At 63.3% G+C, this 19,101-nt stretch carries 11 protein-coding genes; 5 read left to right on the top strand and 6 right to left on the bottom strand.

From position 1 onward, the window contains the following. The first annotated feature begins 41 nt into the window (after window positions 1-41). Window positions 42-2,810, top strand: a complete 2,769-nt coding sequence (acnA, locus tag ACW7G6_RS03095) for an aconitate hydratase AcnA (RefSeq protein ID WP_456979407.1) — start codon at window positions 42-44, stop codon at window positions 2,808-2,810. A gap of 47 nt (window positions 2,811-2,857) precedes the next feature. Here acnA and ACW7G6_RS03090 read toward each other — a convergent pair whose 3' ends face one another. From ACW7G6_RS03090 to ACW7G6_RS03070, 5 genes are all read right to left on the bottom strand, one after another. Next, entirely contained in the window at window positions 2,858-4,612 is a 1,755-nt protein-coding gene (locus tag ACW7G6_RS03090; RefSeq protein WP_456979406.1) for a serine hydrolase, read from the bottom strand. Then, window positions 4,572-6,152, bottom strand: a complete 1,581-nt coding sequence (locus tag ACW7G6_RS03085; protein ID WP_456979405.1) for a serine hydrolase domain-containing protein — start codon at window positions 6,150-6,152, stop codon at window positions 4,572-4,574. Before ACW7G6_RS03085 ends, ACW7G6_RS03090 begins: the two co-directional genes overlap by 41 nt. Continuing rightward, window positions 6,145-7,374 (bottom strand): dipeptidase, encoded by a 1,230-nt coding sequence (locus ACW7G6_RS03080; RefSeq protein WP_456979404.1) that lies wholly within the window; start codon window positions 7,372-7,374, stop codon window positions 6,145-6,147. Before ACW7G6_RS03080 ends, ACW7G6_RS03085 begins: the two co-directional genes overlap by 8 nt. A 121-nt stretch (window positions 7,375-7,495) precedes the next feature. Next, complete coding sequence (locus ACW7G6_RS03075; protein WP_456979403.1) at window positions 7,496-10,513, bottom strand: TonB-dependent receptor; 3,018 nt, start codon at window positions 10,511-10,513, stop codon at window positions 7,496-7,498. A 35-nt stretch (window positions 10,514-10,548) separates the two neighbouring features. Continuing rightward, the gene (locus ACW7G6_RS03070) at window positions 10,549-12,087 is read right to left on the bottom strand and encodes a transglutaminase-like domain-containing protein (protein ID WP_456979402.1); all 1,539 of its coding nucleotides are present in this window, start codon (window positions 12,085-12,087) and stop codon (window positions 10,549-10,551) included. A gap of 179 nt (window positions 12,088-12,266) precedes the next feature. Here ACW7G6_RS03070 and ACW7G6_RS03065 point away from each other — a divergent pair, with 179 nt between their 5' ends. The 4 genes from ACW7G6_RS03065 (at window position 12,267) to ACW7G6_RS03050 (ending at window position 17,459) form a co-directional block, all read left to right on the top strand. Further along, complete coding sequence (locus tag ACW7G6_RS03065) at window positions 12,267-13,730, top strand: C40 family peptidase (protein ID WP_456979401.1); 1,464 nt, start codon at window positions 12,267-12,269, stop codon at window positions 13,728-13,730. A 22-nt stretch (window positions 13,731-13,752) separates the two neighbouring features. Then, window positions 13,753-14,865 carry a dipeptide epimerase gene (locus ACW7G6_RS03060; protein WP_456979400.1) on the top strand — a complete coding sequence of 371 codons (1,113 nt, stop codon included), beginning with the start codon at window positions 13,753-13,755 and terminating at the stop codon, window positions 14,863-14,865. Between the two features lie 3 nt (window positions 14,866-14,868). Then, window positions 14,869-15,720, top strand: coding sequence for a MurR/RpiR family transcriptional regulator (locus ACW7G6_RS03055; RefSeq protein WP_456979399.1), 852 nt, complete (start codon window positions 14,869-14,871; stop codon window positions 15,718-15,720). Between the two features lie 65 nt (window positions 15,721-15,785). Then, a complete protein-coding gene (locus ACW7G6_RS03050) occupies window positions 15,786-17,459 on the top strand; it encodes a long-chain fatty acid--CoA ligase (protein ID WP_456979886.1) in 1,674 nt (557 codons plus the stop codon). A gap of 91 nt (window positions 17,460-17,550) precedes the next feature. Here ACW7G6_RS03050 and lysS read toward each other — a convergent pair whose 3' ends face one another. After that, window positions 17,551-19,089: a lysine--tRNA ligase gene (gene lysS, locus ACW7G6_RS03045; RefSeq protein WP_456979885.1), complete on the bottom strand. Its 1,539-nt coding sequence runs from the start codon at window positions 19,087-19,089 to the stop codon at window positions 17,551-17,553. Between the last annotated feature and the right edge of the window lie 12 nt (window positions 19,090-19,101).

The raw sequence follows: 19,101 nt of genomic DNA, 5'->3' as shown, positions 1-19,101 counted from the left end.
CGCTGCCCTCCCCCCATGTTTTTCCAGCTACGGAGCTCCTCATGGCCGACTCCTTCGCCACACGCGCGCAACTCGACGTCAACGGCAAGTCCTATACCTATTTCAGCCTGCCCACATTGGGCAAGCGCTTCGATCTGGCAAAGATGCCTTATTCGATGAAGATCCTGCTTGAGAACCTGCTGCGCAACGAAGATGGCGGGATCACTGTCGGCAAAGAGCATATCGAGGCAGTCGCGCAATGGGATCCGGCGGCGGAGACTTCCAGCGAGATCGCCTTCATGCCCGCCCGCGTGGTGCTGCAGGACTTCACCGGCGTGCCCTGCGTGGTCGACCTGGCCGCGATGCGCGATGCCGTCGCCAAGCTGGGGGGAAACCCGAGCCAGATCAACCCGCAGATCCCGTCCGAGCTGGTGATCGACCACTCCGTGCAGGTCGATGTGTATGGCCGTCCCGACGCGCTGGACATCAATGGCCGGATCGAATTCGAGCGCAACAAGGAGCGCTACGGCTTTTTGCGCTGGGGCCAGAAGGCGCTGGAAAACTTCAAGGTCGTGCCGCCCAGCACCGGCATCGTCCACCAGGTCAACCTGGAGAACCTCGCCCGCGTGGTGATGGGCACTGAGGTCACCAACGACCAGGGCGTGACCGAGTTGATGGCGTTCCCGGACACGGTATTTGGTACCGACAGCCACACCACGATGATCAATGGCATCGGTGTGCTGGGTTGGGGTGTTGGCGGTATCGAGGCCGAGGCCGCGATGCTGGGCCAACCGTCCTCGATGCTGATCCCGCAGGTGGTCGGCTTCAAGCTGACCGGCAAGCTGCCCGAGGGCGCAACGGCGACCGACCTGGTGCTGACCGTTACCCAGATGCTGCGCAAGCATGGCGTGGTCGGCAAGTTCGTCGAGTTCTTCGGTGAAGGCCTGCAGAACCTGCCGCTGGCCGACCGCGCCACCATCGGCAACATGTCACCGGAGTACGGTGCCACCTGCGGTATCTTCCCGATCGATGCCGAGGTATCGAAGTACCTGCGCCTGTCAGGCCGCAGCGAAGAGCAGATTGCACTGGTGGAGGCCTACGCCAAGGCCCAGGGCTTGTGGCACGAGGCCGGCCAGCCCGAGGCCGAATATTCCTCGGTGATCGGACTGGACATGTCCGAGGTCAAGCCGTCGCTGGCGGGCCCCAAGCGACCGCAGGACCGCGTGTTGTTGAGCGACATGCAGGAAAACTTCACCACCAACGTGAAGGGCTTCACCGCCAACCGAGTGGGTTGTGCGGTGCAGGAGTTGAAGGACGAAGGTGGTGCCCAGCCGCAGGCCGAACACCTGGCGGCAAAGCCGATCTCGAATATCCGCCTGGACGACCAGGACCATGCCCTGAGCGATGGCTCGCTGGTGATTGCCGCCATCACCTCGTGCACCAACACGTCCAACCCGGCGGTGATGCTGGGCGCGGGCCTGGTCGCACGCAAGGCGGCGGCCAGGGGCCTGAAGGCCGCACCCTGGGTCAAGACCTCGATCGGTCCCGGCTCGCGCGTGGTGACCGACTACCTGCAGAAAGCGGGCCTGCTTGAGGACCTGGAAAAAGTTGGCTTCTATGTGGTGGGCTATGGCTGCACCACCTGCATTGGCAACTCCGGTCCGCTGCTTGACGCCGTGTCCAAGGGCATCGCGGAGAACGACCTGGCCGTCGCGGCGGTGTTGTCGGGCAACCGCAACTTCGAAGGCCGCATCCACGCCGAGGTGAAGATGAACTATCTTGCCTCCCCACCGCTGGTCGTCGCCTACGCGATTGCCGGCAGCATCGACCTGGACCTGGTCAATGATTCGCTGGGCAAGGACCAGGACGGCAACGACGTCTACCTGCGCGATATCTGGCCGACCAACCAGGAGATCGGCGACATGATCGCCGCCACGGTCGGTCCCGAGCTGTTCGCGCAGAACTACGCCGACGTGTTCAAGGGCGACGCCCGCTGGAACGAGATCGAGTCGCCCGACGGCGAGTCCTTCGCCTGGGACGAGGCCTCGACCTACATCAAGAACCCGCCGTACTTCGATGGCATGACCATGGATGTGGCCGCGATCGATGACCTGCATGGCGCCCGTGTGATGGGCCTGTTTGGCGACTCGATCACCACCGACCACATCTCACCGGCCGGCGCGATCAAGAAGGACTCGCCTGCGGGGCGTTTCCTGCTGGGGCGCGGCGTCGAGCATGCCAATTTCAACAGCTACGGCTCGCGTCGCGGCAACGATGACGTGATGGTTCGTGGCACGTTCGCCAACATCCGCATCAAGAACCTGATGCTGGACGGCGTGGAAGGCGGCTTCACCAGGTACTTCGGTAGCGATGGTGGTGCCGGCGAGCAGATGGACATCTACGACGCGGCGATGAAGTACAAGGCCGACGGCGTCCCGCTGGTGGTATTTGCCGGCAAGGAATACGGCACCGGCTCCTCGCGTGACTGGGCGGCCAAGGGCACCATCCTGCTGGGCGTAAAGGCGGTCGTGGCGGAGAGCTTCGAGCGCATCCACCGTTCCAACCTGGTTGGCATGGGCGTGCTCCCGCTGCAGTTCAAGAATGGCGAAACCGCACGTACCCACGGCCTGGACGGCTCGGAGGTCATCGACGTGATCGGCCTGCAGGACGGCGCTTCCAAGACCGCTACCGTGGTCGCGAAGAAGGCCGACGGCAGTGAGAAGCGCTTCGAGGTCGACGTATTGCTGTTGACGCCGAAGGAAACCGAGTACTACCGCAATGGCGGGATCCTGCACTACGTGCTGCGCGACCTGGCCCGAAAGGCTGCATAAAGCCTTTCCGACCTGAAAAAAAAGCGGCTTCGGCCGCTTTTTTTTGCTTATCGCTTGAACAGCTCGGCAATTTCCAGCGCGGTCGAATACGGTTCGGGATCATTGCGGTTGCTGAGCAACACCACCGTCAGCCGCTGCTGTGGGTAACGCACGATCACGTTGCGGAAGCCCATGGTCTCCCCGGAATGCCACAGGCTGTCGTCGGTGATGCGCCAGCCGTAGCCGTATTCAACTGCGGGATCATCGGTCGGGGTCGCCGCGGTGAATGCGAGGCGGCGCGACTCGTCGCTGAGCAGGCGGTCGTCGTACAGCGCGGCGTCCCACTTGGCGAGGTCGTCGATCGACGAGTAGATGCCGCCGTCGCCGAGCACCGCGCTGGTCTGGCTCTGGTCGGTACGCGTCCACTGGCCGTCGACCTGGCTGTACCCGAAGGCGCGGTTGGGGACTTCCGGGCCGCCCTGCACGTAGGCCAGGGTGTCGTGCATGCCCAGCGGCAGGAAGATCCGCTCGCGCAGGAACGCGGGGTAGTCCAGGCCGGAAGCGCGCTCCACGATCAACGCCAGCAAGGCGTAGCCGCTGTTGCTGTAGCGGTAGTCGGTGCCGGGCTCGAAGTAGGTCTGGTCCTGGCCTTCGAGCAGGTGCAGCACGTCGGCGTCATGGACTTGCCCGGTCGTGTTTTCCGGGATCATGCCGTCATGAAGCAGGTCTTCGTAGTCGATCAATCCGGAGGTGTGGCTGAGCACGTGATGCAGGGTGATGCCGTCGGCGGCATCCGGCAGCGACGGCAGCCACTGCCGCAACGGGTCGTCGAGGTCGAGCGTGCCGTCCTCGGCCAGCAGCAGGATCGCGGCGGCGGTGAACTGCTTGCTGACGGATGCCAGCCGGTAGTTGGTCGTCGGGCCGGCCTCGGTGCCGCTCTCGAGATCGGACAGGCCGTAGCCGCGTCGCACCACCGGCTGGCCATCCTTGATTACCAGCAGCGATGCGCCGGGCACGTCGCCGTCATAGCGACCCATCAACTGGTCGGCCGTGGGTTGGGACACGGGTACGTCAAACATGAGCGTCGGGCTCGGCTCCGGTCGCAGCGTGTAGTGCCACCACTCCATCGGATAGTTGGCGAACCCGTGGCGCTCCATCGCCTCACGCAGGCGTTCGCGATTGGCGCGCTGGGCCGGTGTCGCCAACGACGAGTCGGTGTTGGCGATCGGGCCGAAGAAGTCGAAACCGGTACCCATGTCGAGCGGTTCGCAGGTCTCGCATTGCAGCAAGGTCAGGTCGACCGTTGCGCCGCGGCTGTGGCCGGACACCGCGGCGATGTAGCCGTTCAGCAGGTTGGGCTTGTCCATGTCGGGGTAGTAGTCGGCCTTGTTGCGCACGTCGTCGGGGTCGTTGGCCCAGCGGACGAAGTGCGCGACGGCGCGGGTGGGCCGGTAGCAGTCAAAGATCTTCAGGCGCAGGTCCTGTTGGCGCAGGTCCTGCTCGACCTTTTGCAAGGCCTCGGCGACAGGTTCCAGCAGATAGCAGCGCGGGGCCTCGTAACCATCGATCGGCACGCCGACGAAGTTCTCACTGCCGGCGTAGCGGATTTCCTGGACCATGTCGGGGACGAGGCTGCGGATGTCAACCAGACCGGCTTCGGCGTGGGTCTGCGCCGGTGACAGCTGCGGCGTCGACGCGTTTGAAGCGGTGGTTGAAGCGGTCGACGCGCAGGCGCCAACGAGCGTCGCCACCAAGGCCGCGGCGGCGAGTCGCAGTAGCGTTCTAGTCACAATCACCGGTGCGTTCAAAAGCGAGGTCCTCATAGTCGGAACTGAAATCGGCATTCGGATCTACCTTGGCCATCGAGAGCGCGGGCGACGCACCTGCATCGGCGAAGTCGAGCCAGGCTTCATCCAGGCCCGGACCGTCCCAATCGACCAGCAGTCGCCCCTCCACTTCCATCACCTGCCCGCGCAAGCGCGGCGACTTGACCGCGGTGAAGCGCACGTCACCCTCACCCTTGCATACCGCCACCTCGCCGAACCAGGGATCGGTGTAACGGCCCAACTGGTTGGAAAGCGCCGCGGCCGTGGCCGGGACACGGGCGGAGGTGTCAGGCATCTGTGAATCGCCGGCCGACGCCGGTTGGTTGGCGATGCGCGCCGCATAGTCAGCGACCGCAAGAGTCTCTTGCGGAGCCGTGAAGTGCTTCAGCAGCACTTGGTTGATCACCGTCCGGGCCTCGCCGGCATTACCGTTCATCAACACCACGAAGCCGGAATCCGAATCCGGCAACAGGGTCATCACCGAGTACATGCCCGACAGCGTTCCTGTATGCGAGACCGTCCAGGCGCCGTCGACATCGGCCAGGCGGAAACCGAACGCGTAGGCGTAGGCATGGGTGTTGTTCCAGTCGCGGCTGCGCTGTGAGATCGGCATCGGCGTGCGCGCTGTCCACATCGCCTTGCGCTGCTCCGGCGACAACCATTGCAGCTGCTGTTCGGTCGGCACCAGCCAGTTCCGTGCCCAGTCGAGCATGTCGCCGACACTGCAGCGGATGCCGCCAGCGGCCGCCGACGTGATCGCCGGGATGATCTCGTCGTCGACCGTGGCTGGAACGTTGCGGCCGTCCTCCCGGCGATGTGGCTGGGCGATATTGCCGACCGCCGCGCGATCGATCTCGCCGACCATGCAGCGGTCCAGTCCGAGCGGCTTGAACACCTCGCGCCGGACCAACTCCTCATAAGACGCACCACCCACCGCGGCCGCCACTTCACCGGCGACGACATACAGCAGGTTGTCGTAGGCATAGCCCGAGCGGAATCCGTAGGCGGGCTTGATATGGGCCAGCCCATTGATGATGTCGTCGCGATCGAACTGGTTCGGCTGCGGCCACAGCATCAGGTCGCCGCCGCCCTCGGGCAGGCCGCTGTTGTGAACCAGCAGGTCGCGGACCAGCATGTGTTGGGTGACCCACGGGTCGTGCATGCGGAACTGCGGCAGGTGCTTGACCACCGGGTCGTCCCAGCGCAGCTTGCCGGCATCGACCAGCCGCGCCAACACGCTGGCGGTCATCGCCTTGGTGTTGGAGGCGATCTTGAACAGCGTGTCGGGCGTGACCGGTTGGCCGGAGCCTTCGGCCAGCTCGCCGGCGGTGCGCATGTAGACGACCTGGCCGTCTTCAATGACACCCACCGCGATCCCCGGCAACTGGTACCGATCCATCACGGCATCAAATACGCGGTCGAACGCCGGCTGCGAGTCGTCCGTGGCAGCGGCGGCCGGCGATGCTGCAGCCACCACTAGTGCCACAGCCGACAACGCCCTCGCCCACGATCGCGAATGACGCACGGACTCAGTCATCCGTGGCCTTCATCCGCTGCGCAACCTGCTCGACATCGCTCCAGACCCGCAACAGGTTGCCGCCCCAGAGTTTGGCAACCTGCGCGTCGGTGAATCCACGACGACGCAACCCTTCCGTTACGTTCGCGGTCTCCGAGGCGTCGTTCCACCCGGTGATGCCGCCACCACCATCAAAGTCGGAGGCCAGTCCGACGTGGTCGATGCCGGCGACCTGGACGGCGTGCTGGATGTGATCCAGGTAATCGTCGAGGTCGGCTATCGGGAATTGCTCTTTGATACGTTGGATGCCGGCCATGTACGCGGGCAGGGATTCGTGCAGCTCACTGTCGAACTCCGCCGCGCCGGCCTGCTTGGCAACTTCCGCCTGGAGTGCGTCCTCGGCCTCCTCGCGTGCGGGGTCGGACTTCAGGAAGTAGGTGTAGGCAACGATGTCGGCGACGCCGTCATGGTCGGCGATCGCCAGCAACTGGGCATCGTCCAGGTTGCGCGGGTTGTCGGTCAGCGCGTTGACTGCGGAGTGGGATGCAATCACCGGCGCGGTCGATGCCGCCAGCACGTCACGCACGCAGGCATCCGAGGTGTGGGAAACATCGACCATGATCCCCAACTGGTTGGCGCGTTGCACCACCGAGCGCCCGAAGGTGCTCAAACCCACGTCCCCGGGCGGCGCATCGCCGAACTCCGGACGCCCACTGGAACTGGTACAGATGGCGTTGTGGCCGACGTGGGTCAAACCGAGATAACGCGCACCACGTGCATACGCTGCGTCGAGGTTGTCGAGCTCCTCACCCAACGAGTAGCCATTCTCGATGCCGATCATCGCCGACAGCAGTCCGTCGGCCTTGTGCTGGCGCACCTGTTCGGGCGTGGTCGCCAAGGCGATGCGGTCGGGATACCGCTCCAGCATCATCTCGATCGCCGAGTACTTGCGCTCCGCCTGCGCCATCGCGTCGGCATAGCCGGCGTCGGTCAATGGCCCCTGCTCGGTATAGATAACGAAGAACGCCGCATCCAGGCCGCCACGTTCCATCTTGCCCAGGTCGACCCGCAGCTCGGTGTCGGTGCCGACGTCGAAGCGCGGGTCGCGCATGTAGTCCAGCGGGATATCTACGTGGGTATCGATGGTCAGCGGACTGGGTGGCGCGGTAAAGACGGGCTGCTGAGCGCAGCCCGCAAGTGAGACGGCCAGCGCCGCGCAAACTATGCCAATGCGAGTATTCATATCTTCCTTCCGGCCTCGGCCGGGCGTTTGCCGATGCTCACTTGTCCGTAAGCATGGCGAAATAATTGGTGGCCTTGACCGGATGGCGGCCCGACAAGCGGGCCGCCGATTGGGGCGTGACTCAGAATGTGTAGGTCACGACCAACTGCGCGTAACGCGGCGACTGCCAGCCAAGCGCTTCCCCGAAGTACGGCATTTCGTTGCCCGGGGTGCTTTCGTAACGGGAATGCACCCGGGTTGCGGTCTGGCTGTTCAACAGGTTGAAGACGGAGAGGCGTGCCTTCAGGTCCATGCTTGCCGACGGCAGCGTCCAGGTCACGCTGGCACCCAGGTTGGTGACCCAGGGCATGCGGCCGAATGCACCCTGCTCGGTGAAGACCAGTTCCCGCGTCTCCCAGTTGTCACAGTTCGCCACGCACAGCCAGCCGGAACCGCCGCCGCTGTACTCACCGGGCCCGCCGGCACTGCGATCATCGTTGGGCCAGCTCACGCCGAAAGCGGTGATCGGACCGCCGGACCGTGAGGACAGTGTGCCGCCAAAGCTCCACATCTCATTGAGCTTGTAGCTGCCGCGCAGTTTGATCTGGTGACGGGAGTCGTTGAACAGGACGCCGTAACGCTCGTTGACGGCCGGGTGGTCGAAGTACTGCACCAGGTTGGTGTCATTGTAGCCGGTGTCCGAGTTGACCGGCCCTTCGATGTTGCCCTCGGACTTGGACCACAGGTAGCTGGCGTTGAATGCCCACTTGTCATCCCAGGCGCGGTCCAACTGGAATTCAAGGGCCTTGTAGGTGCGCTTGGGCTTGCTGTATCCCATGATGGCGCCGCTGCCGAGCGCCATGTAGCCGTCCTTGGAACTGTCAAATTCAACCCACTCCTCCGTGTCCGGGCACCACAGGGTATTGCTTTCGCCGGGGTTGATGATGGGCCAGTCACCGGAATACCACGGGCATCCTTCTACATGATTGATGCGCGCGTCTTCCACGGCGCGGGTCATCTCGCGGTAAGTGGCGCTGACGCCATACGACCAAGCGTTGTCGATCGCCTGCTGGAAGCCCAGGATGAACTCGTCCTGGAATACCTGCTTCAGGTCGCGGCTGACTGCCGTGCGGACGTCATCGGGCGCGGGAACGTTGCCCGTAGTGTTGACCGCACCGAGCTGGGCGCCAAGCTCCGGGGCCAGATAGGTGCCACCGGTGACCGGGTCGGTACGTTCGACCCATCCACCGAACTCGTAGTACGTATGCTCATCGGTGGTTCCGCCGCCGAAATAGTCGGTGAGCTTGTTGGTAAGTGGGGTGTAGTAGCGGCCCGCGTTACCGAACACCTTGGTCCTGCCGTCGCCCTGGACGTCCCAGCTGAAGCCCAGGCGTGGCGAGATCATGTCGCTGAAATCGGCCTTGGCGAAGGTCGCGCCCGAAGCCAGCGTGTTCTCGAACTTGTCGGCGCGCACACCGATGTTCAGCAGCAGGTTGGAGGTGACATTCCAGTTGTCTTCCACGTAGATCGCCTGCACCTTGGTCGAGACCGGGGCGCCGGTGATGTAGTGGCGGGCGTCGACATAGGCATGCATGTCGAGCGGAATCGTCGTGCCGTTCGGAAGCTGGCCGTTGCTTGTAGCGGGAACCCCATTTGCATCCGGCGGTGGTGTTTTGGCGCCGTTCACTATGTAACTTACGCCGTCACCCGGATATACCCTGGAACTGTTGGAATCCGAGATTTCCTGGTCGACGCCGAAGCGCAGCAGGTGGTCGCCCATCGTCCACTCGAAGTCCAGGCGCGCTGCCTCGCGCTTGTCAAACCGGCTACTGATGCTGCTGTTGCTCGGGTGACAGCCTTCCCGCGTGGTCTCCGGCCCGAATATCTCGGTGTATTCGCCAGTTCGGTCAACGATGCTGCAGCCCCCGTCCCATGGACTGCCGCCGGTGGCGCTACGCTCGTTCACGCCATACATCGCCTTGGCGACAAAGTTCTGGCCGAAGTGCCCGGTATAGGTCGCCGACCAGTTGTCGCCGCCGGAGCCGTCATAGCTTTCACCAACCTTTGCGCCACGCGTGGCGCTATCCCAGTCGTAATCATACTTGCTGGTAGCCGAGTCGGACTTGTCGGAGAAGGCCAGCAGTTCCAGCGAGTGATTGTCGTTGATCTGCCAATCGAGCTTGCCGCCCCAGAAGTCGTTGTTGCTGTCGGTGTACCAGGACTCGATCGTGTCGATGTCCCGCGGATTGCTGTCGCGCTGTTCATACATCGCGAAGAAGAACAACTTGTCCTGCACGAGGGCGCCGGATGCCCAGACGTTGGCCTTGTAGAACGACCCGTCGTCGCGGCTCATGCGATCGCGCTCATCGAGGGTGCCGTTTTTGTGGAACTCGTCCTTCTTCGAGGATGTCCAGGCCGCCGGTTCCATCGTCACCTCGGCGCCAGCCTTGAACTCGTTGCCTCCGGAGCGGGTCACGGCATTGATGACGCCGCCGGTGCTACGGCCGAATTCCGCCGAATAGCCGCCGGTCTTGACCTGGAACTCCTCATAGAACCCGAAGGGGACGGATGAAAATCCCTGGCGGCGATAGGGATCGGTAACGTTCAGCCCGTTGATGTAGGCGACGTTCTCCGCCACCGACGAGCCACCGAAGGACAGACCGCCGAAGCTGGCGCCCGATGAAACCACGCCTGGCGCCAACAGCGCAACGGCTCCCAGGCTCTGGTCCACCGGCAGCCGCGCAAGCTCCTCGCGGTTGACGTTGGTGGAGGACTCGGTGGAATTGACGTCCACGCGGTTGACCACTCTGGAACCGACCACCTGCACGGCGGCCAGGTTTACCGCGCCGCCGCTGGTCAGATTGACGGTCGTGGTCCCACCCAGGGAAACACTGACAGAAACCGGAGCTCCCGACCCGGATGTCAGGGTGTACTGACCCGGAGACAATTGGCCGATGCGATAACTGCCGTCTTCGCTCACCGTCGCGGAGCGCGACGCCCCCGTCGACGTGTTGGTGATAGTGACCTGCGTGCCAGCATCTGCACTACCCGCGACGGCACCGGTGACGCTCTGGGCCATGGCCACCGGAGCCAATGACGCCAGGCAAAGACCCAACGCGGCTACCAGTACTCTTGTTCGCAACACTTTCTTGTTATTCATGACCCCTCCGGCAAAAAGTTGTTTGTCAGGCGTATCTACGGGTTTGCATCAGGTTGCGGCAGCAGCTGTGCCTCAAAGCTGTAATCCCACTGGTCGAAGTACAGATTGCCTCCGCTCCACTCGACCTCCCCCCTTTGTGAGTCGACCGTTTCGGAGCGAAAAAACTGTTTTTCGGGATAGAAATCACCGCCAAAATCATCATTGAAGGCGATGCGGTAGGCGTCCAGGCCGCCAAGGTAGAACCACTCCAGGCTGTTGCCCTGGTCGTCGACGGCTCCCTGCAACCGCCCCGTGGTCACGTCCATGGGCACCCAGCCATACGGGGCCAGATACAGCTGGCCCCAGTCGTGCAGGTTCCAGTAGTCGTCGTCGGGGCCTTCGCCACCTTCGAACACCATCCCCGACTGCCAGCGCGCCGGAATCCCGTTGAGCCGCAGCAGGGTGATCAGCAACAGCGTCTGTTGCCCGCAATCGGCATGGCCTGCGTGCAGCGCGTAATCGCTGATGTTGGAAATGGTCGAGTATTCGCGTGCACCGGCCCAGGGAATCTCGTCGACGGCAGCAAACAGCTTCCGGGCGATCAGGTACGGGTTGGTCTCATCGCCAACGACCTTCTGCGAGAACTCGCGCAAGGCGGGGGTGAACACGATGTGCGGGGCGCGCTCACCCAGGTTTGCTGCCAGCTCGGTCGTTGCAGGCGCTGGCTGGACCTGGTCAGGGTCGATCGCGTGGTACTGCGCGTACAAGGTGAGCTCGTAGCTGATCGAGAAATCCGTCGACTCCCCGGCCCGTGCGGGCTTTTCCAGATGGACGGTGCGTTGGGCAACCGACTCGGGAGCGATGACCGCGTCGTCGGGCTCACTGTCCAGCAGGTCAATGGCTTCCTGCTGACCGGCAATCGCGCGTGGAAACGGGATCCAGGCACGAACCATCTCACCGGCTGGGACGGTATCGGCGGGCACGCTCAGTTTCTGGGTTACCCGTACCCGGCGTGGCAGCACGCTGGTCTGGTTGCTGGCCTGCGCCTGGGTACGAATGGCCTCGTGATGGGCGTTGGCCGATTCCATCGGGCCTTCGCTGAAGGGCTTGGGATTGGCGCGGCGCGCAGCCGCCTGGTCACTGAGCCGGAACAGGTTTGGCACCGCGCGGTCGAAGTACCAGGTCTCTGCGTCGATGACGCGGTGTTCAATCAGGTTGTCCTGCTTCCAGCCGGCGAATTCATCCGCTTGCAGGTCGGGTATCTGCTTGCGGAGGCGCTGCAATACTTGCTCCTCCTGCAGATGGAAGTCGATCAGGATGCGACGCATGCGCTCGCGTTCAAATTGCAACGCCTGCTCGGTGCCGGCGTCGAGGGAGTCGTCCCGAAGCGCTGCGACGATGGCGGCCTCGGCGTCGCGGAAGTGACCGTCATCGACCATCGCGATGACCGCGGGCAATGCCGATTTATCCTGCGCCTCGGCGGCGACACCCAACATGGGCAACACCGCCAGCAAAGCGAACAGCACGGCTCCCAGCCACGGCCCACAGGCTTGCTCCGTGCTGGTTGACGCGCATTTGTCCAGAACCTGACCCATCGCTCGAACCCCTCCTGCCGTGGCCCCCATGGAGAGCTGTTTAGCACGGCCCCCACCGATTAGCAATAATATATTCTCGACTATCGTGATATAAGAATGATGTATTCCGCAGTGCACAATAAGTGTTTGACGCGATCATCCCGACCCATTCACCCCGACCAGTCCATGAAGGTATGACGATGCGATTGCAGTCCCTTTCCCTTGCGCTCGGCGTCGCCATCGCGCTTGCTGCTTGCCCGTTGTCGGCACGCGAAGTTCACGCGCCAGCGGTTGCGCCGCTGACCGGCGACATCCCGGCCCACGGTGTAATCGGGGTTGAGGACGCCCACCTGGCCCCCGGATTCTGGGTCGCACGAATGGATCATCCCGACCGGGTACTGGGGGGACGCGATGCGATCAGCGCCCAGAACGATCGTTTGTTCAAGCTCGACCCGTCGATGCATGATTTGCGCGCCCTGCCCCCGAATCTGGACCAGGCGAAGGTGCGCGGCTGGATCGATGCCATATCGACCGCTCCCACCACGAGCCGCTGGGGTGTCGACGGCGCTCCGGTTGCCCCCACGACGCTGGAGGCGATGGTCGACAACCTCGCACTGGAGGCCATCGCGGAATCACAACAGACCCGTTATGGACTGGTCGTCCATCGTGCCGCATTGCGCGGCTTTCCCACCGCGCAGCGGATGTTCAGCCGCCAGGGTGATACCGATATCGACCGTCTGCAGGAGAGCGCGCTGTTCCCCGGCACGCCGGTCGTTATCGCCCACCAAAGCGCCGATGGCGACTGGCTGTTCGTCGTCAGCCCACGCTACGCGGCGTGGATCGAGAAGCGCCAGGTCGCCGAAGGCAGTGCCGCGGACGTGTTTGGCTATGTCGATGACACGCGGTACCGGGTCATCACCGGCGGCACCGAGCACACCGTTTTCACCCGCGAGGAGCCGCGGGTCTCCGGGCTGCAACTCGACATGGGGATTCGTTTGCCAGTAGCGGATGTGCCGCTGGACCAGCCCGTGAATGGCCAGCATCCGTACACCGCCCATGTGCTGCGCCTGCCGGTTCGCGACCCCGACGGCACGCTGGCGTTCTCCCCTGCACTGCTGCCAAAACGCGCCGACAGTGCCGCAGATTACCTGCCTTTGACGCAGGCCAACCTGGTGCGGCAGGGATTCAAGTTCCTGGGTGAGCGCTATGGCTGGGGCCACGCCTACGGCACCCGCGATTGCAGCGGCTTCGTGTCCGAGATCTACCGCAGCATGGGAGTACAGATGCCGCGCAATACCAGCGCGCAAGCCGTCAGCCCGGCGTTGCATCACGTGCTGTTCGACCAGGATGACAGCCGCGTCGACCGCATGGCCGCGGTGGCGGAACTGCAGGTCGGCGACCTGGTCTACATCCCCGGCCACGTGATGATGATGATCGGCCGCATCGACGGCGCGCCCTACATGATCCATGACACTCACGGCGGCAGCTACCTGGGCGCCGACGGCACATTGCAGTCGATGGCCCTCAACGGCGTGTCGGTAACCCCGCTGCTGCCGATGATGTTCAACAAAAACCAGGACTACGTCGACCGCATCACCAGCATCGTGCGTCCCCACGACGTGCGCGGCAAGCTGGCGCCGCCGCCGAAAACGAAATCCCACTGACCGGAACCAGGGCACGAACCCCATGAAGATCACTGAAATAAAGTTCGGCATGCTCCGCGTACCGCTGAAAACCCCCTTCAAGACCGCCTTGCGCACCGTGGAGCAAGTTGAGGACATCGTGGTGATGGTGCACACCGACACCGGCCATATCGGCTATGGCGAGGCGCCCGCGACGGCGGTGATCACCGGCGACACGCACGGCTCGATCGTGGACGCGATCCGCCATTACATTTCCCCGCGCGTGATCGGCGAGGACATCGCGGACCTCAACCGGATCACCCGCCTGATCCAGACCGCGATGGAGAAAAACTCCAGCGCCAAGGCGGCGGTGGAGATCGCCATCTACGACCTGTTCGGCCAGCTCTACGATGCCCCGCTGTACAAGATGCTCGGCGGCGGCGACCCGATGATCACCACCGACATCACCATCAGCGTCGACACCATCGACAAGATGGTCGCCGATTCCATCAGCGCAGTCGAACGGGGTTTCGACTCGTTGAAGATCAAGGTTGGCAAGGACATCGGCGTCGATATCGAACGGATCAAGGCAATCTACGCGGCGGTCGAGAACCGCGCCCTGCTGCGACTGGATGCCAACCAGGGCTGGACCGCGAAGGAAGCGGTGTACGCGATCCGCGGCCTGGAAGATGCGGGCGTGCGGCTGGAGCTGGTCGAGCAACCGGTCAAGGCTCGCGACCTGGAGGGGATGCGCTATGTCACCGAACGCGTGCACACGCCGATCATGGCCGATGAAAGCGTGTTCGGGCCGATGGAGGTGATCAAGCTGATCAACATGCGCGCGGCCGACATCATCAACATCAAGCTGATGAAGACCGGCGGCATCTCCAATGCCATCCGCATCGCCGATATCGCCGCGATGCACCAGATCCAGTGCATGATCGGCTGCATGTTGGAGACCAGCATCAGCGTGGCGGCGGCGGTGCATGTTGCCGTGGCCAAGGCCGACGTGATCACCAAGGTCGACCTGGACGGCCCGTCGCTGTGCCTGTTCAACCCGGTCGAGGGCGGCGTGATCTTCAACGAGTCGGAAATATCGATCACCGATGCACCCGGGCTGGGGATCCGTGAAATCCGCGGAATGGAGCCGATTGGCAGCGATGTCGTGGCGGCCTGAGCCGTGTCCGCCCTGCTGAAGATTCGTGCCGAGCGCGACCAGATGTCGGCGATCGAGCGTCGTATCGCCGACTTTGTCCTGGACAACGCGCAACTGCTGCGCGATTACTCGTCCCAGCAGATCGCCAACGCGCTGGGAATCAGCCAGTCCAGCGTGGTCAAGTTTTGCCAGAAACTGGGGTTCAAGGGTTATCCGGACCTGAAGTACTCGGTCGGGGAAGCCATCGTCCGGGCCAGCAATGGCGACAACCAGGTTGACGACCAGGGGAGCGATGCGGATCCCGACGGCTCGGCAGCGGGCGACCTGTGGCAGCGCAAGACCGAAGCGGAGCAGGAAACCCGCTCGATCAATCCGCCGCAATCGGTTGCTGCGGTGGCTACCGCAATAGCGGTCGCGGCCGAGGGTGGCAAGGTGTTCCTGATCGGATTGGGCGCCGACGATATCCGCGCTCGCGCGTTCGCCCTCAAGCTCTCCCTGCTGGGGATCCTTGCCGTACATAATTTTGACCCGGCCCACATGGCTGCCAGCGTTTCCGCGGCCGCACCCGGTGATGTGCTGCTGGTGCTTTCCGAGCATGGAAAGGCAGCGCCGCTATGCCATCTGGCCCGATGCTTCCGTGAGCGCCGGGGCACCGTGATCTCGGTAACCCGGCATACCTCCAACCCGTTGCGGGCGTATGCCGACCTGAGCCTGCTGGTGTCTGCGCACGATGATCGCGTGCACATCCAGCCCCTGCTCTATCAGTCGGCCTTGCAGCACCTGCTGGATCGCGTGTTCGTGCTGTTGTGCGAAAGCGGTCGTGAAGAACAGCTGCAAGCCAACCTGGAACAGATTCAACCGCTGCTGGAACTTTGACCCCCGTCATGCTCCAATCTTTGGACGACCAGTACCAACAACGCAGTGCAGACAAGGGGATCGCGATGAGTGTCGAACGTCCGTGGCTTGACCAGTATCCAGCCGGGGTTCCCGAGCAGATCGATGTTGACGAATACCCATCGATCGTGGCGGTACTGGATAACGCCATCGCCAATTTCCGCGATCGCCCCGCGTTCGCCAACTTTGGCAAGACGCTCACCTACGCCGAGATCGACACCCTCAGTGCACAGTTCGCCGCCTACCTGCTGGGTGAATTGAAGCTCAGGAAGGGTGACCGCGTGGCGATCATGATGCCCAACTGCCTTCAATACCCGATCGCGACCTTTGGCGTGCTGCGGGCCGGATTGACCGTGGTCAATACCAACCCCATGTACACCGCGCGCGAGCTCCGCCATCAGCTGGTGGACTCGGGTGCGACGGTGCTGCTGGTGCTGGACAACTTCGGCGACACCGTCGAGGAAGTGCTGAGCGACACCAAAATCACGACCGTCATCACCACCGGGCTGGGCGACATGCTTGGCCTGAAGGGGGTAATGGTCAATTTCGTGCTCAGGTACATCAAGAAGATGGTGCCCGAGTTCAACATCCCCGGCGCGGTGCGATTTGCCACGACCCTGAAGCTGGGCAAGAAGCACCCCCTGCCGAAGGTCGAAGTACAGTCCGGCGACATCGCCTTCCTGCAATACACCGGTGGCACCACCGGCGTGGCCAAGGGCGCAATGCTGACCCACCGCAACCTGGTGGCGAACATGCAGCAGGCCGCCGCGTGGGTTGGGACCAACGTGGTGCCGGGCCAGGAAGTCATCATCACCGCGTTGCCGCTGTACCATATCTTCGCGTTGACGGCGAACGGACTGGTGTTCATGAAGTTCGGTGGCTTGAACTACATGATTACCAACCCGCGCGACATGCCCGGCTTCGTCAAGGAGCTCAAGAAGGTATCGTTTACCGCCATCACCGGCGTCAACACGCTGTTCAACGGATTGCTCAATACGCCGGGTTTCGATGAGGTCGATTTCTCCAAGCTTCGCCTCACCCTTGCTGGCGGCATGGCGGCACAGCGTTCTGTCGCCGAGCGTTGGAAGAAGACCACCGGATGCACCTTGATCGAAGCCTACGGGTTGACCGAGACCTCACCGGCGGCCTGCATCAATCCGATGGACCTGAGTGAATTCAACGGCGCGATCGGCCTGCCGATCCCGTCCACCGACGCATCCATCAAGGACGAAGACGGCAACGCCCTGGCCACCGGCGAGGTCGGCGAGTTGTGTATCAAGGGCCCGCAAGTGATGAAGGGTTACTGGCAGCTGCCAGAGGAAACGGCCAAGGTGCTCGACGCCGACGGCTGGCTGCATACCGGCGATATCGCAAAGATGGACGAGAAGGGGTTCTTCTACATCGTCGACCGCAAGAAAGACATGATCCTGGTTTCGGGTTTCAACGTGTATCCGAACGAGATCGAGGACGTGGTTGCGATGATGCCCGGCGTGCTCGAAGTGGCTGCCATCGGCGTGCCCGATGAGCACTCCGGGGAGGTCGTCAAGCTGGTCGTGGTGAAGAAGGACCCGTCGCTGACCGCCGAGCAGATCACCGCCTACGCACGCGAGAACCTGACCGGGTACAAACGGCCCAAGGTGATCGAGTTCCGCACCGAGTTGCCCAAGTCCAACGTCGGCAAGATCCTGCGCCGCGAGCTGCGCGACGAGCCTGCCGAGTAGAATCGCCCCCTCACCCCGCCCACAAGGCGGGTGTGTAGGGTGTATTAGCCAAAGGCGTAATACACCATCCCTACAGGCGCTTCGCCCCCGATCACCCCTCCGGCCGCATGTACGGGAACAACAACACGTCGCGGATTGACGACGAGCCGGTCAACAACATCACCAGCCGGTCGATACCCACGCCCAGACCACCAGTGGGCGGCAAGCCGATCTCCAGCGCGCGGATGTAGTCGGCGTCGAAGTGCATCGCCTCGTCGTCACCGCCCTCCTTCGCCTCGACCTGCGCCTGGAAGCGCGCGGTCTGGTCTTCCGGGTCGTTGAGTTCGGAAAAGCCGTTCGCCAATTCCTTGCCGCCCACGAACAGCTCGAACCGGTCGGTCATGCCGGCATCGTCATCACTGGCGCGCGCCAGTGGACTGACCTCGACCGGGTGCCGAGTGATGAAGGTCGGCTGGACCAGCGTGTGCTCGACCGTCTTCTCGAAGATCTCCAGCAGCAGCTTGCCCCAGCCGTACCCGGGTTTCACTGCGACTTTCAACCGCGTGCAATGGGCGCGCATGGCGTCGATGTCACGCAGTTCCTCGCGTTTGATCTCGGGATTGTGCTCCAGCACCGCGTCGCTCATCGTCCAGCGCCGGAACGCCGGGCCGATGTCGATTGACTGGCCGTCCCAGTCGACCTGGGTGGTTCCCAGAACGGAACTGGCAATGTCTCGGATCATGGCTTCGGTCAGGTCCATGACCTCGTTGTAGGTGGCATAGGCCTCGTACAACTCGAGCATGGTGAACTCGGGGTTGTGCCGGGTCGACACGCCCTCGTTGCGGAAATTGCGGTTGATCTCGTACACCCGCTCCAGCCCGCCGACCACCAGCCGCTTGAGGTACAACTCGGGCGCGACGCGCAGGTACAGGTCGAGGTCCAGCGCGTTGTGATGGGTCGTGAACGGCTTGGCCGTGGCGCCACCGGGGATGTAATGCATCATCGGCGTCTCGACCTCGAGAAAGCGCCGGCTGTCGAGCCACTCGCGCATCGCACGGATGATCTTGCTGCGTTTGACGAACACCTCGCGCGCCTCCGGCGAGACAATCAGATCGACATACCGCTGGCGATAGCGCTGCTCCACGTCGGCCAGGCCATGGAACTTGTCGGGCAGCGGGCGCAACGACTTGGTCAGCAGGCGCAACTGGTCGACCTTGACCGACAGCTCGCCGGTGCGGGTACGGGTCAGGACGCCATGCGCGCCGATGATGTCGCCGACATCCCAGCCCTTGAATGCGGCATACGTATCGCCCAGCGTGTTGGCTTGCAGAAACAGTTGCAGCCGTCCGGACTCGTCCTGGATCTGCACGAAGCTGGCCTTGCCCATCACGCGCTTGAGCATCAGCCTGCCGGCAACGACGACGCGATGAGCCTTGGCTTCCAGCGCCTCGGCGGTCCATTGCCCGGCATCGGCGTACTCCGCCTGCAGGTCGCCGGCATAGTCCGCACGACGGAAGTCGTTCGGGAACGCGATCCCCTGCCCTCGTAGCGCGGTCAATTTCGCGCGGCGCTCGGCAATGAGCCTGTTCTCGTCAGACTTGTTCTCGTCCGGCCGGCTTTCGTCGGACTGGTGGTTTCCATCGTGCGGCATGGCAGGATCGGT

Source organism: Lysobacter sp. A421 (assembly GCF_054052145.1).
Note: the sequence above shows the minus strand (reverse complement) of the source record. Positions and strands in the feature narration are given on the sequence as shown.